Genomic DNA, 13,136 nt, shown 5'->3' with positions numbered 1-13,136 from the left:
GGCCCCCTCCCCAGCCCTCCCCCGCAAGCGGGAGAGGGAGCCTATCCGCGCATGCTGCAACGGTCCCCTCAGGCGAGCTGCTTTTCCTCGTACTCAACGGTCCAGCCAATGAGCTGGCGCCATATGAGCTCCACAAGGTCGGGCGGCACATCCAGCCCCTGCGCCGCCACCTTCACCCGCTCCACCACGTCCTCGACACGGTCCGGCAGGAGCGCGGGGATGCCGTGGGCCTTCTTGATCTCCAGCACCTTGTGGACCACCCCGAGCCGGCGGGCCAGAAGGCCCACCATTTCGAGGTCGATGGCGTCGATATCCCGGCGCAGGTCGGAGAGCGCCTGAGGCGCCTCGCTCATTTTGACCACCAGAAATCCTCCACCGGGAAGCGGCCCGCCGAATCCTCGATGGCCTGCGCGAGGGAGAACAGGGTCTCCTCCTCGAACGGACGACCGATGAGCTGAAGGCCGAGCGGCAGCTCGTCCGCGGAAAAGCCGGCAGGAACCGAAATGGCTGGCAGGCCGGCGAGGTTCACGGTGACGGTGAAGACGTCGTTGAGATACATCTCCACCGGGTCGGCATTGGTCATGGCGCCGATGGCGAAGGCGGGCGACGGCGTGGTGGGGGTGAGGATGGCGTCCACCCCTTGCGCGAACACGTCGTCGAAGTCGCGCTTGATGAGTGTGCGCACCTTCTGCGCCTTCAGGTAATAGGCGTCGTAATAGCCCGCCGAGAGCACATAGGTGCCGATCATGATGCGCCGCCGCACCTCCGGCCCGAAGCCGGCGGCGCGGGTGCGCTCGTACATGTCGATGATGTCCTTGCCCGGAACCCGCTCGCCATAGCGCACACCATCATAGCGGGCGAGGTTGGAAGAGGCCTCCGCCGGGGCGACGATGTAATAGGCTGGCAACGCGTACTTCGTGTGGGGCAAGGTGATGTCGACGATCTCCGCCCCCGCATCGCGCAACATGGAAGCGCCCTGCTCCCACAGCTCGATGATCTCCTGCGACATGCCGTCCACGCGGTATTCGCGCGGGATGCCGATGCGCTTGCCGCGCACCGAGGCGCCCACCGCATCCTCATAGTCCGGCACGCGCATGGTGACGCTGGTGGAATCCTTCGGATCATGCCCGGCCATGGAACGCAGCAGGATCGCCGCGTCATTCACCGTGCGGGCGAAGGCACCGGCCTGATCCAGCGAGGAGGCATAGGCGATGATGCCCCAGCGCGAGCAGCGCCCATAGGTAGGCTTGATGCCCACCGTGCCGGTGAAGGCGGCCGGCTGACGGATGGAGCCGCCGGTGTCGGTGCCTGTCGCACCCGCGCAGAGGAAACCTGCCACCGCCGCCGCGGAGCCGCCGGAGGAGCCGCCCGGCACGAGCGGGGTCGCATCGCCGTCGCGCCGCCAGGGCGAGACCACCGGGCCGAAGGCCGAGGTCTCGTTGGACGAGCCCATGGCGAACTCGTCATTGGAGAGCTTGCCCAGCATCACCGCACCATCGCGCCACAGGTGCGAGGTGACGGTCGATTCATAAGGCGGCACGAAGCCGTCGAGGATCTTCGAGCAGGCGGTGGTCCGAACGCCTTCGGTGGCGAACATATCCTTCACGCCCAGCGGCAGCCCTTCGAGGCGCCCGGCATCGCCGGAGGCGATCCGCTCATCAGCCTTCGCGGCCATGGCGAGCGCCCGGTCCGCGGTCTCCACCGTGAAGGCATTGAGCGCGCGCGCCTTCTCCATGGCGGAGAGATAATCCTGCGTCAGCTCGACGGCGGTGAATTCCCGGGTCGCGAGGCCCTCGCGCGCCTGGGTCAGGGTGAGGAGATTGAGGTCGGTCATTCCACCACCTTCGGCACGGTGAAGAAGCCGCCCTCGGCTTCGGGGGCATTGGCGAGCACCTTGTCGGGGTAATGGCCGTCGCTCACCACGTCCTCGCGCATGGGCAAAGCGAGCGGCACCACGCTGGTCATGGGCTCGATGCAGGACACGTCGATATCGGCCAGTTGCTCCACGAAGGCCAGGATGGCGTTGAGCTCACCCTGCAATGCGGGCAGTTCCTCCTCACGGACGGAGATGCGCGCCAAATGCGCCACCCGCCGCACCGTCCCAAGATCGACCGACATGAAATGCTCCTTGACCGGGCGCCCGACGACGCCCGCCCCCCGCCTATAGCAAGCGGGGGAATTGCGAGGCAACGGGCGAAGGTGCGTCGTTGTCCTGGACAAGCGACGCCGGAGGCGGAGCGCAGATCCGGGACCCAGCGCAAAGCTTCGGCGAAGCCGTCAACCCGCGACCAGCGCCTGCACGCCTCCGCCGCGCGGCAGCGGAGGCTCATTGAAGCGCTTTCAGCGAACTCCTGCGCTGGGTCCCGGCTCTCCTTCCACTGCGCTGCGCTCCGTTGCCGTCGGCCAGGACAAGGTGCGCGGGGACCCTTTGTGCCCCTACCCTTCCTTCACCGCCGCCAAAAACTGCGGCCCGTAGCGCTCCAGCTTGGCCTCGCCCACGCCGGAAATGTCGCCGAAGGCCGCGAGCGAGCGGGGCCGGATGCGGGCCATTTCCATGAGCGTCGCATCATGGAAGATCACATAAGGCGGCACGCCCTGCGCCCGCGCCAGCTCCAGGCGCAACGCCCGGAGCTTCTGGTAGAGCGCCTCGTCGCGCGGATCCTCCAGAGCAGCCTTGGGTGCCCGCCCGCCGCCGGAAACCCGCGCGGCGCGCACCCGTGTCTCGGCCTTCAGCTCGACGCGCCGCTCGCCGCGCAGCACAGGGCGGCAGGCGGCCGTGAGGCTGAGCCCGCCATGGCCCTCCACATCCACGCTGAGGAGGCCGAGGGAGACCACCTGTCGCACGATGGCGCGCCATTCGTCCCGCGACACGCTGTTGCCGATGCCGAAGGTGGAGATGGTGTCGTGCCCGAACTTCGTAACCTTGTCCGTGGCATTGCCCAGCAACACGTCCACCACGTGCCCGGCCCCGAACCGCTCCCCCGTGCGGTACACGCAGGAGAGCAGCTTCTGCACATGCTCGGTGCCGTCATAGGTGCGCACCGGCTCGAGGCAGGTGTCGCAATTGCCGCACGGCTCATCCAGCTGCTCGTCGAAATAGGAGAGCATCACGCCGCGCCGGCAGCTCGCCGTCTCGCACAGGCCGATGAGCGCATCGAGCTTGCCGCGCTCCACGCGCTTTCGCGCGTCGGGCGCGTCTGACGCCTCCACGAACTGGATCAGCTTCGCCACGTCCTCCATGCCGTAGAGCAGGAAGGTCTCGGAGGGCAGCCCGTCGCGCCCGGCACGGCCGGTCTCCTGGTAGTAGGATTCGATGCTCTTCGGCAGATCGAGATGGACCACGAAGCGCACGTCCGGCTTGTCGATGCCCATGCCGAAGGCGATGGTCGCCACCATCACCACGCCTTCCTCTTTCAGGAAGCGGTCCTGGTTCCGCGCGCGGGTCTGGGCATCGAGGCCGGCATGATAGGGGAGCGCCACGCGGCCCTCCGAATTCAAGATCTCGGCGGTCGCCTCCACCTTGGCGCGGCTCATGCAGTAGATGATGCCCGCCTCGCCCTCATGGGCGTCCAGGAAGGCCCGCAATTGCTGGCGCGGCTGGGCCTTGGGCGAGATGCGGTAGCGGATGTTCGGCCGGTCGAAGGAGGACAGGAACACCCGCCCCTCCTCCAGCCCCAGCCGCTCCACGATCTCGCGGCGCGTCGGCCCGTCGGCGGTGGCCGTGAGCGCGAGGCGTGGTACGGAGGGGAAGCGCTCGTGCAGGATGGTGAGCTGGCGATATTCGGGGCGGAAATCGTGCCCCCATTGGGAGACGCAGTGCGCCTCGTCGATGGCGAACAGCGCGATGCGCGCGCCCTGGAGCAAAGAGAGGAAGCCATCCGTCAGAAGCCGCTCGGGCGCCACATAGAGGAGATCCAGCTCGCCCATGGCGAGCGCCCGCTCCACCTGCCGCGCCTCATGGGGCGCCAGCGACGAATTGAGCGCCGCCGCCTTCACCCCGAGCTGGCGCAGCGCCTGCACCTGATCGTGCATCAGCGCGATGAGCGGGGACACCACGATGCCCGTGCCCGCCCGTGCCAGCGCCGGCACCTGATAGCAGAGCGACTTGCCCCCGCCCGTGGGCATCAACACCAGCGCGTCGCCGCCACCGGTCACATGGGCGACGATCTCCGCCTGCCGGCCCCGGAACGCCTCATAGCCGAAGACATGCCGCAGCACGTCGGCCGGATCGCGGCTGCGGCCGTCCTGTGGCGCGAGGAACGAGTCGGGAGGCATGGCGCCTTATAGCGCCATGGGGCCGGCGGGCAAACGCGGGCGGCTCAGCGCGGCGCCCCTTCCAGCACGGGGCGCATGTGGCGGGCGGAATAGGCCTCGGAATAAAGCCGGTTGGGGAACGACGCTGCGGCCGGCGGCGTGATGGCGAGAAGCTCGTCGATCCGCCCGGCTTCCTTGATGGCCATCCAGGGACGGCGGGCATATTCCCGGTCGTTGAGCCAGTAGCGGCCCCAGTCGGCCGTGGTCGCGATCAACTCGCTGGCGAAGGTGCCGCCATATTCCAGCGCGCCCTGGAGCACCAGATCCACATAGGACTGGACGATGGGGTGCTCCGCATCCGGAAGGAGAGGCGTGGCGGAGGGATCGGACAGGCTTTTGGGCACATAGACCCAGATGGTCCCGCGCTCCGGAAGCCGCTGCCAGGACACGGTCTCGATGTGCTCTGCCGACACCGGCACGCGGTTATAGTTGCCCTCGCGCCGGTCGAAGCGCGGCAGCAGGCCGGCATCCACGGGGAATACGACGCCGTTGATGCTCCCGCCCTCCTCGCCCGCCGCACGCGGGCGCAGGCCCAGCGCCGTGAAGCCGCTGCGCGAGCGCGCACACCAGGAGCGGACATGCCCGAAATCGGGAGACAGGCGCGCCGGCAATGTGGGGATGCCGGGCCGCCCCGTGCCCTCCCGCGAGGGCGTGTTGATGAGGCTGCCATAGCCGAAAATGAAATCTACTGGCTCGTCGGGCAGCGGCTGGCCCCAGAAGCTGCGCTGCGCAAAAGCCGGCGTCGCCGACACTGCCGCGAGGGAGAGGCCCTTCAGGAAACCGCGTCTTGACAGCGCCATCTCAGCCTCTTTGGTGTTTTCTCGGCCATCGAAGGCGCGCGCAAGCACCCCACAACTATGGATGCTGCATTGCAACTTCAAGCTTGCCGCACCCTTTCTCCTGCCTCATGCTCGCAAGGTCGTGGGGAAAACCAGATGAAACTGCCGCGCAATTTTTTCAAGCCGCTCGCCATTGGTGCGCCGGCTCCCTATCGCGAGCTGCCGGTCCGCCTGGAGCGGATGATCCATTTCGTGCCGCCCCATCTGGAGAAGCTCCGCGCCAAGGTGCCGGACCTTGCCAAGCAGGTGGACGTGGTGCTCGGCAACCTCGAGGATGCCATCCCCATCGACGCCAAGGAAGCCGCGCGGGCGGGCTTCATCGAGCTGGGCAAGAGCGTCGATTTCGGCAGCACGGGCCTGTGGACCCGCATCAACGCGCTCAACAGCCCCTGGGCGCTGGACGACGTGATCGAGATCGTCGGCGCCATCGGCAACAAGCTCGACGTGATCATGCTGCCCAAGGTGGATGGCCCCTGGGATATCGCTTATCTCGACCAGCTCCTGGCGCAACTCGAAGCCCGGCACGGTATTTCCAAGCCCATCCTCATCCACGCCATCCTTGAGACCGCCGAGGGCGTGAAGAATGTGGAGGAGATCGCCGCCGCCTCCCCGCGCATGCACGGCATGAGCCTCGGGCCTGCGGACCTCGCCGCCTCGCGCGCCATGAAGACCACCCGCGTCGGCGGCGGCCATCCCGACTACAAGGTGCTGGCGGATGCGGAGGGCGATGCGCCCCGCGCCGGCTATCAGCAAGACCTCTGGCACTATACCGTCGGCAAAATGGTGGATGCCTGCGCCGCCAACGGCATTAAGCCCTTCTACGGCCCGTTCGGCGATTTCGCGGACCTTGCCGCCTGCGAGAGCCAGTTCCGCAACGCCTTCCTCCAGGGGTGCGTGGGCGCATGGTCGCTGCACCCGACCCAGATCGAGATCGCCAAGCGCGTCTTCAGCCCGGACCCCGGTGAGGTCGCCTTCGCCCTCAAGATCCTGGAAGCCATGCCTGATGGCGCCGGCGCGGTGATGATCGACGGCAAGATGCAGGATGACGCCACCTGGAAGCAGGCCAAGGTGATCGTGGACCTCGCCCGCATCGTCGCGGCCAAGGATGCCGATCTCGCGAAGGTGTACGGATTGTAAGTTGTGCTCACCCAAGGGCGGGCGCATGAAATGGGAAACGGGGGAAGGACACATGCCGCAGAACGAGAAGCCCAGGGATGTGTCGGCCCCAGTCGCCCGTATTGACAACCGGAAGTGGACGCGCGACACGCGCCCCTCCCCGGAGCCTCAGCCCTGGGCTGATGCAGGAATGACGATGCGCCTTGCCAAGTTCAGGATCGGTGATGTGGTTCGCCACAAGCACTTCCCGTTCCGGGGCGTGGTGTTCGACGTGGACCCGGTGTTCGACAATACCGAGGAGTGGTGGCTCGCCATCCCCGAGGAAATCCGGCCCCACAAGGACCAGCCCTTCTATCATCTGCTCGCCGAGAATTCGGAGAGCGAATACGTGGCCTATGTCTCCGAGCAGAACCTGGAGCGCGACACGTCCGACGAGCCGGTGCGCCACCCCAAGGTGGCCGAGGCCCTCTCCGAGGACGGCGAAGGCGGCTGGCAGGTGCGCCGCGACCTGCTGAACTGAGCCGCAGTATTTTTGTTGTCCCGGACAAGCGACGGCGCAGCCGGAGTGCAGATCCGGGATCCAGCGCAGGACTCCGGCGAAGCCGCCAACCCGCGACCAGCGCTTTCACGCCTCCGCTGCGCGGCAGCGAAGGCTTACTGAAGCGCCTTTGGCGGACTCTTCCGCTGGGTCCCGGCTCTCCTTCCACTGCGCTGCGCTTCGTTTCAGTCGGCCAGGACAATGTGCCACGAGGGAAAGCCCCTCACTGAAGCGTCGCTTGCGCTAGCCAGGTCTTCACCGCATTCAGCGCCTCGCCCCGGTTGCCGGTGCGGTGCTGGGCCTCCTGGAACACCGCGAGTTGCACGTCCGCGCTGGTGCCGGCTGAGGCGATAGTGCGCAGGTGCATAATCGCATCCAGTGAGCCCAGGGCGTCCGCATCGTCCGCCACCATGGAGATGAGCTCCTCCACCGCATCCGGCACGGGCACGGCGCGCTTGTCGGCAAGGTTCACGAACGAACCGTGGATGCCGTAGCGCTGCGCGCGCCACTTGTTCTCGTTGGCGATCGCGCGGTCCACCGTGCCGATATGGGCGTTGTGCTCGGGATTGCGCACGAGATAACGCACCAGCGCGCGGTAGAGCGCGGCGATGGCTACCGTGTCTTCCACGCGGGTGCAGCTGTCCGGCGCCCGGAGTTCCAGCGTCGGGTGCTTGGCTGAGGGGCGGATGGCCCACCAGACATAGCTGGAATCCGAGATGGCGCGCGCCGAGACCAGCGCGTCCACATAGGCCTCATACGCCGCATTGTCCTCGAACAGCTCGGGCAAGCCGGTGCGCGGCAGCTCGTCATAGGCGGCGAGCCGGTAGCCCATGAGCCCGGTCTGCTTCGAGCCCCAGAAGGGTGAGGAGGTGGCGAGCGCGATGAAATGCGGGATGAAGGGCAGGATGCGCCGCATCACGTTCACGCGCTGGTCCGGATCGGGCAGTTCCACGTGCACGTGCAGGCCGCAAACCATGTTGCGCTCGCCCAGCATCTGCAGATCGTGCATCAGCCCGTCATAGCGGTTCGCCTGGGTGTGGCGCACCCCGTCCCAGGTGGCGGTGGGGTGCGTGCCGGCGGCGATGAAGGCAAGGCCGTGCTCGGCCGCGACGCGGGCGGCGCTGCCGCGCAGATCGCGCAGCTCCTGCAAAGCGCTGCCGGCCTGGGTCGAAGGGTCGGTGGCAATCTCGAGCTGCGACTGAAGCAGCTCGACGGTCACCGCCTGGCCGAGTGTTTCCTTGAGGTGGTCGAAGAAGCCGGTGGGCATGCGCCGCTGCACCGCCTTCGATCCGGCATCGACGACGAAGAACTCCTCCTCGATGCCGAAACGGTAATTCTGGGACATGGGACTTCCCTCCACCTGTGCCACCGAGGCGACGCTTAAACGCGGCGCTTCGGTTTCAGTTTCGCCGAGGGTGAAGGAAAATGAGCCAGAAATGGGGCGAATCAAATTGAATAGGACAATGCTAAACAGTGGTGCGCCGCAATAAATCTAGGGGCCTTCGTACTAATTCCGATCTCTGCGAAATGAAGATGAATGTGGAATATTTTTGATTCCTAGAATGGAACTTTTATTCATCTAAGACGTTCTGCGCCATTTCTGGCACCAGAGTGCCGCTACGCCATCACGCGCGGGAATCACCGCGCACGGCCTGCACCAGAGCGAGCGCCGCCACGGCTGCCGTATCGGCCCGCAGGATGCGTGGCCCGAGCGAAAGCACTACGGTGCGGCCGTGGGCCCGGAGCATGGCGCGTTCCTCGGCGGAGAACCCACCCTCGGGCCCGATGAGCAGGCTCACCGGCCCTTCCGGGGCATCGCGCAAGGTGGCCACGGGGTCTGCCACAGGGGCATCCTCGTCACAGAACACCAGGAGCCGCTCTGCCGACAGGTCCGCCACCCAGCGATCCAGCGGGCGAGGCTCGTCCAGCGCCGGCAAAGAGAGGATGCCGCATTGCTCGGACGCCTCGACCGCATTGGCCTGCATGCGGTCGAGATTCACGCGGTTCACCTGGGTAAAGCGGGTGATGACAGGAGAAAGCCGCCCCACCCCCATCTCCACCGCCTTCTGCACCATGTAATCGAGCCGCGCATGCTTCAGCGGCGCGAAAGCGTAGTCGATGGCGCCCGGCGGCGTCTGGTCCCGCAGGCGGCGTTCCAGCATCACCCGCACCTCGCGCTTCATCCCCTCCGCGCGATGGGCCAGCCACTCCCCATCACGGCCGTTGAAGAGCAGCACCGCGCCGCCGATGGGCAGGCGGATGACGTTGGAGAGATAGTGCGCCTGTTCAGGGGGGAGCGTGACCTGCGCGCCCTCGCTGAGGTCTTGCGCCACGAACAGGCGCTGGGCGCGGGAGGGGGCGTCGCTCATTGCTTTTCTCCCGAGGGGGCGAATTGCTTGAGATAGGCGATGAGGTCGGCCCGCTCCGCCTCCGGCTTGATGCCGAAGAAGGCCATCCGGCCGGCCGGCGCCACCGCCTTGGGATTGAGAAGATAGGCGTCGAGCGTCGCCGCGTCCCAGACCTTGCCCGCCGCGCCCCCGGCTTTGAGGTCCTCGGAATAGGTGAAATCGGGAAACTGCGCCCATTTGGCGCCGACAATGCCATTGAGCGGCGGCCCCACCTTCGGCTTGGCGCCGGGGCCGACCGCATGGCACGGCATGCATTTGCGGAAGGACTGCTCGCCCTTCGCGATGTCCGGCTCGGCCAGCGCGGGGGCTGCAAAAAGAACCGCAAGCGATACGGAGAGGAGGAGGCGGTGCATGGCGGCGATAGATGCACCTTAAGCGGCAGCACGACAATCGACATGTCGGCGCACCCCGCCTGAGGCCGCCCGCTTGTCAGGACGCGCAGGCGACGGTCCGGTTTTCCAGCCGCGCGAAGCGCTCCAGCAGCACCTTCTCCACCCGCGCCACCGGAATGGCGCAAAGATCGATGCTGCCCTTGGGCGGGCGCACTTCCACGACGCCGGGATTGCGCGGCCCGGTCACTTCCAGCACGGTGGGGCCGAACAGGCCGACGCTGGGCGTCCCGATGGCGCCGGCAATGTGCAGCATGCCGGAATCATTGCCGAGGAACAGCGTCGCGCTGGCGAGCTGGTAGGGGACATCTTCCAGGGGGGTGTCCGTGAAGTCCCGGATCGGCGCGCCGTTCGCGATGCGGCGGGCCGCCTCATGCTCCTGGGGGCCACCGAGGACCCATATCTCCCATCCCCGCTTGGCGAAGAGGCGCGCCGTCTCGGCGAAGCTGTCCACGGGCCACAGCCGCTTGTTGTTGTAGGCGCCCGGCGCCATGGCCAGCACCGGTGCGGCGAGCGCGCCGCCATATGTTTGTTGCCATGCCGCAAGCGCCGCCGGCTCCACCTGCATGCGCGGCGGCATGAGCGCGCCGCAGCCGCTGAGACCATTCTTGAAGGCGAGGGCGCAAACCTTCTCGGTTTCGCCGTAGATGGCCTCCTCGCCCGAGCGCACCTCATTGATGAGGACGGCGCGTCCCTCGCCGAACCAGCCGACCCGCTCGGGGATACCGGCGAGGAACGGAACGATGGCGGCCTTGAGCGTGCGGCTCACCACATAGACGCGGCGATAGCCCTCCCGCCGCAGGCGCGCGGCGAGGCGCAGCTTGTGCGAGATGCCCAGCTTGCCGTGGGGCGTGTCGTCGACGAAAGCGGTGCGCAGTTCGGGCACGAAGCGCACCAGCCGATCCACAGGACTGCGGCACAGAAAGTCGATGGGGGCACCGGGGTGGCGCATCGCGATATGACGTGCGAGCGCAAAGCAACGGATGTGATCGCCGATGCCGCCGAATCCTGCAATCAGGATGGGACCCTCTTGAAGGGACGTCCCGTGCTCTCGAACCAACGCCCTGTCCCCGCGCCGCTCTGTTCCAGATTACCACATGGCCTTCCGGAACACGTTGCGTCAAGGGAATGAGCTGACTTCAGGGCACGTCCTTGGCGGCGTCCTCACCTTTTTGCTGGGTCTGCTTGCCGAGAGCCTCGAGTTCGCTCTCCATCTTGGCCTGCCCCTGGGCGTCGAGCACCGGCGGCCGCTCCACCTGGGGCACGGGGGCGCCGACGGACGGAAACTGCCCGGCCGGGACCTGTGGCACCTCCGGCTCCTTCGGCCCGAACATGGAGAAGACGCCTTCGCCCGCACAGCCGGACAGCGCAAGGGCGGCAGCGAGCAGCAAAGCAAGGCGCACCCGCGCCACACCGCCTCCGCCCATGCCGTTTGGAACCCGTACCATCGCCGCTCCATCCGTCGCGTTTTACGCTTTGCCGCGGGAGACGCCCCTCGCCCGCTGCCATCAGCCCCGTTAATATGCCCGAAGCAGGAAACGCGATACAGGGGCCAGCGTTCGTCATATGGGCGGCGCCTGCCGAGGGATGCAAATGTCGGCGCAGAAGGAAGTCACGACGGACCCACGTCCTCCGAAGCTCGACATGGACGCCTTCGCCAACAACCTTGCCCAGTTGGTGGAGGAAGGCGGCAAGGCGCTCGCGGCCTATATCCGCCCGCGCGAAGAGGGAAAGAAGGACGACCTCGCGGACGATGTCGCCGATGCGGTGAAGACCATCGGCAATGTGGCGAATTACTGGCTGATCGACCCGCAGCGCGCGGTGGAGGCGCAATCGCGCCTCATGTCCGGCTATCTCGGCGTGTGGACCGCCGCGCTGAAGCGCATGTCCGGCGAGGAGGCCGCTTCCACAGTCACCCCGGACCCCAAGGATGCCCGCTTCAAGGATGAGGAGTGGAGCACCAACCCCTTCTTCGACGCCCTGAAGCAGACCTATCTCGTCACGTCGATCTGGGCCGAGGCCATGGTGAAGGAAGCGGACGGGCTCGACCCGCACGTGAAGCACAAGGCCGAATTCCTGGTGCGCCAGCTCACCAACGCCATCTCGCCCTCCAACTTCATCCTCACCAATCCCGAGCTCCTGCGGGAGACGTTCAACTCTTCCGGCGAGAACCTCGTGCGGGGCATGAAGAACCTCACGGAGGACCTGATCGAGGGTAAGGGCGACCTGCGCATCCGCCAAACCGACATGTCGGCCTTCGAGCTGGGGCGGAACCTTGCCATGACGCCCGGCAAGGTGATCTTCGAGACCGAGCTCATGCAGCTCATCCAGTATGAGCCGTCGACGCCGAGCGTGAAGAAGGTGCCGGTGCTGCTGATCCCGCCGTGGATCAACAAGTTCTACATCCTCGATCTGACGCCCGAGAAATCCTACATCAAATGGCTAGTGGACCAGGGGCTGACCGTGTTCGTGGTCTCCTGGGTGAACCCGGACGCCCGCCTCGCGGCCAAGGGGTTCGACGATTACATGCGCGACGGCATCCTGGCCGCGCTGGACACGGTCCTGAAGGTGACCGGCGAGCCCCAGGCCCATACGGTCGGCTATTGCGTCGGCGGCACGCTGCTGGCGGTGACGTTGGCCTATATGGCCGCCACCGGCGACACACGGGCGGCCAGCGCCACCTTCCTCACCACCCAGATCGACTTCACCCATGCGGGCGACCTGAAGGTGTTCGTGGACGAGGAGCAGCTCACCGTCCTCGAACGCAAGATGAAGGAGCTGGGGTATCTCGAAGGCCGCAAGATGGCGAGCGCCTTCAACATGCTGCGCTCCAATGATCTGATCTGGCCCTATGTGGTGAACAATTACATGAAGGGCAAAGCGCCCTTCCCCTTCGACCTGCTGTTCTGGAACGCCGATTCCACCCGCATGCCGGCGGCGAACCATTCCTACTATCTGCGCAACTGCTATCTCGAGAACAACATCGCCAAGGGCCTGGCGGAGATCGGCGGCGTGCGCATCGACATGAAGAAGGTGACCATTCCGGTCTATGACCTCGCCACCCGCGAGGACCATATCGCCCCGGCCAATTCCGCCTTTATCGGCGCGGGATTGCTGGGCGGGCCGGTGCGCTACGTGCTGGCGGGCTCGGGCCACATTGCCGGCGTGGTGAACCCGCCGGCCAAGAAGAAGTACCAGCACTGGACCGGCGGCCCGGTGGGCGGCGCCTATGAGGACTGGCTGAAGGGCGCGCAGGAGCATGCCGGCTCCTGGTGGCCGGACTGGATGTCCTGGTTCAGCGCCATGCACCCGGAAGAGGTCCCGGCCCGCCAGATCGGCGGCGGTGTGTTCAATGCCATCGAGGATGCCCCGGGGCGGTATGTGCGCGAAAAATCTTGAGCTTTACAATAAGGCGTCACGACCAGCACATGATTTCACTTTCAGTGGCAGAAAGATCTACGCCACAGCCGGTGCAATATATTGACAGCGCTGTATATTTAAGCCGCTAATCCCGCGACCGCTGGGGTCGTAG

13 protein-coding genes are annotated in these 13,136 nt (G+C 66.4%); 3 read left to right on the top strand and 10 right to left on the bottom strand.

Features of this window, described 5'->3' with window-relative positions; all coding sequences use genetic code 11:
* Nucleotides 1-68 precede the first annotated feature (68 nt).
* From ABLE91_RS12870 to ABLE91_RS12850, 5 genes are all read right to left on the bottom strand, one after another.
* Nucleotides 69-353 carry a chorismate mutase gene (locus ABLE91_RS12870; RefSeq protein WP_348931239.1) on the bottom strand — a complete coding sequence of 95 codons (285 nt, stop codon included), beginning with the start codon at nt 351-353 and terminating at the stop codon, nt 69-71.
* Complete coding sequence (gene gatA / locus ABLE91_RS12865) at nt 350-1,834, bottom strand: Asp-tRNA(Asn)/Glu-tRNA(Gln) amidotransferase subunit GatA (protein WP_348931238.1); 1,485 nt, start codon at nt 1,832-1,834, stop codon at nt 350-352. The genes ABLE91_RS12870 and gatA overlap by 4 nt, the downstream gene beginning before the upstream one ends.
* The gene (gatC, locus tag ABLE91_RS12860; protein ID WP_348931237.1) at nt 1,831-2,118 is read right to left on the bottom strand and encodes an Asp-tRNA(Asn)/Glu-tRNA(Gln) amidotransferase subunit GatC; all 288 of its coding nucleotides are present in this window, start codon (nt 2,116-2,118) and stop codon (nt 1,831-1,833) included. The genes gatA and gatC overlap by 4 nt, the downstream gene beginning before the upstream one ends.
* 318 nt (nt 2,119-2,436) lie before the next feature.
* The gene (gene recQ, locus ABLE91_RS12855; protein ID WP_348931236.1) at nt 2,437-4,275 is read right to left on the bottom strand and encodes a DNA helicase RecQ; all 1,839 of its coding nucleotides are present in this window, start codon (nt 4,273-4,275) and stop codon (nt 2,437-2,439) included.
* Between the two features lie 44 nt (nt 4,276-4,319).
* Nucleotides 4,320-5,114, bottom strand: a complete 795-nt coding sequence (locus ABLE91_RS12850; protein ID WP_348931235.1) for a gamma-glutamylcyclotransferase family protein — start codon at nt 5,112-5,114, stop codon at nt 4,320-4,322.
* A gap of 135 nt (nt 5,115-5,249) precedes the next feature.
* Between ABLE91_RS12850 and ABLE91_RS12845 the strand changes: the two genes are divergently transcribed.
* Together ABLE91_RS12845 and hspQ are read left to right on the top strand one after the other, a co-directional pair.
* Nucleotides 5,250-6,290: an HpcH/HpaI aldolase/citrate lyase family protein gene (locus tag ABLE91_RS12845; protein WP_348931234.1), complete on the top strand. Its 1,041-nt coding sequence runs from the start codon at nt 5,250-5,252 to the stop codon at nt 6,288-6,290.
* Between the two features lie 169 nt (nt 6,291-6,459).
* Nucleotides 6,460-6,789, top strand: a complete 330-nt coding sequence (gene hspQ / locus ABLE91_RS12840; protein WP_348931233.1) for a heat shock protein HspQ — start codon at nt 6,460-6,462, stop codon at nt 6,787-6,789.
* 241 nt (nt 6,790-7,030) lie between these two features.
* Here hspQ and ABLE91_RS12835 read toward each other — a convergent pair whose 3' ends face one another.
* The 5 genes from ABLE91_RS12835 to ABLE91_RS12815 all read right to left on the bottom strand — a co-directional run bounded on the left by ABLE91_RS12835 (nt 7,031) and on the right by ABLE91_RS12815 (nt 11,052).
* The gene (locus ABLE91_RS12835) at nt 7,031-8,152 is read right to left on the bottom strand and encodes a carboxylate-amine ligase (protein ID WP_348931232.1); all 1,122 of its coding nucleotides are present in this window, start codon (nt 8,150-8,152) and stop codon (nt 7,031-7,033) included.
* A gap of 280 nt (nt 8,153-8,432) precedes the next feature.
* Nucleotides 8,433-9,176, bottom strand: a complete 744-nt coding sequence (locus ABLE91_RS12830; protein WP_348931231.1) for a 16S rRNA (uracil(1498)-N(3))-methyltransferase — start codon at nt 9,174-9,176, stop codon at nt 8,433-8,435.
* Nucleotides 9,173-9,568 carry a c-type cytochrome gene (locus ABLE91_RS12825; RefSeq protein ID WP_348931230.1) on the bottom strand — a complete coding sequence of 132 codons (396 nt, stop codon included), beginning with the start codon at nt 9,566-9,568 and terminating at the stop codon, nt 9,173-9,175. The genes ABLE91_RS12830 and ABLE91_RS12825 overlap by 4 nt, the downstream gene beginning before the upstream one ends.
* Nucleotides 9,569-9,644: 76 nt before the next feature.
* On the bottom strand, nt 9,645-10,664 hold the full coding sequence (waaF, locus tag ABLE91_RS12820) for a lipopolysaccharide heptosyltransferase II (protein WP_348931229.1): 1,020 nt from the start codon (nt 10,662-10,664) through the stop codon (nt 9,645-9,647).
* Between the two features lie 79 nt (nt 10,665-10,743).
* Nucleotides 10,744-11,052: a hypothetical protein gene (locus tag ABLE91_RS12815; RefSeq protein WP_348931228.1), complete on the bottom strand. Its 309-nt coding sequence runs from the start codon at nt 11,050-11,052 to the stop codon at nt 10,744-10,746.
* Between the two features lie 145 nt (nt 11,053-11,197).
* Here ABLE91_RS12815 and phaC point away from each other — a divergent pair, with 145 nt between their 5' ends.
* On the top strand, nt 11,198-13,003 hold the full coding sequence (gene phaC, locus ABLE91_RS12810) for a class I poly(R)-hydroxyalkanoic acid synthase (RefSeq protein ID WP_348931227.1): 1,806 nt from the start codon (nt 11,198-11,200) through the stop codon (nt 13,001-13,003).
* Nucleotides 13,004-13,136: the final 133 nt, after the last annotated feature.

It is taken from the genome of Aquabacter albus, assembly GCF_040049275.1.
Taxonomy (GTDB): domain Bacteria; phylum Pseudomonadota; class Alphaproteobacteria; order Rhizobiales; family Xanthobacteraceae; genus Aquabacter.
The sequence above is the reverse complement of the archived record's forward strand: the minus strand, read 5'-3'. Positions and strand labels throughout refer to the sequence as shown.

Excerpts from the sequence above, each read along its gene's own strand:
- ABLE91_RS12870 (WP_348931239.1), bottom strand. The coding sequence starts at position 353 with ATGAGCGAGGCGCCTCAGGCGCTCTCCGACCTGCGCCGGGATATCGAC.
- gatA (WP_348931238.1), bottom strand. The coding sequence starts at position 1,834 with ATGACCGACCTCAATCTCCTCACCCTGACCCAGGCGCGCGAGGGCCTC.
- gatC (WP_348931237.1), bottom strand. The coding sequence starts at position 2,118 with ATGTCGGTCGATCTTGGGACGGTGCGGCGGGTGGCGCATTTGGCGCGC.
- recQ (WP_348931236.1), bottom strand. The coding sequence starts at position 4,275 with ATGCCTCCCGACTCGTTCCTCGCGCCACAGGACGGCCGCAGCCGCGAT.
- ABLE91_RS12850 (WP_348931235.1), bottom strand. The coding sequence starts at position 5,114 with ATGGCGCTGTCAAGACGCGGTTTCCTGAAGGGCCTCTCCCTCGCGGCA.
- ABLE91_RS12845 (WP_348931234.1), top strand. The coding sequence starts at position 5,250 with ATGAAACTGCCGCGCAATTTTTTCAAGCCGCTCGCCATTGGTGCGCCG.
- hspQ (WP_348931233.1), top strand. The coding sequence starts at position 6,460 with ATGACGATGCGCCTTGCCAAGTTCAGGATCGGTGATGTGGTTCGCCAC.
- ABLE91_RS12835 (WP_348931232.1), bottom strand. The coding sequence starts at position 8,152 with ATGTCCCAGAATTACCGTTTCGGCATCGAGGAGGAGTTCTTCGTCGTC.
- ABLE91_RS12830 (WP_348931231.1), bottom strand. The coding sequence starts at position 9,176 with ATGAGCGACGCCCCCTCCCGCGCCCAGCGCCTGTTCGTGGCGCAAGAC.
- ABLE91_RS12825 (WP_348931230.1), bottom strand. The coding sequence starts at position 9,568 with ATGCACCGCCTCCTCCTCTCCGTATCGCTTGCGGTTCTTTTTGCAGCC.
- ABLE91_RS12815 (WP_348931228.1), bottom strand. The coding sequence starts at position 11,052 with ATGGTACGGGTTCCAAACGGCATGGGCGGAGGCGGTGTGGCGCGGGTG.
- phaC (WP_348931227.1), top strand. The coding sequence starts at position 11,198 with ATGTCGGCGCAGAAGGAAGTCACGACGGACCCACGTCCTCCGAAGCTC.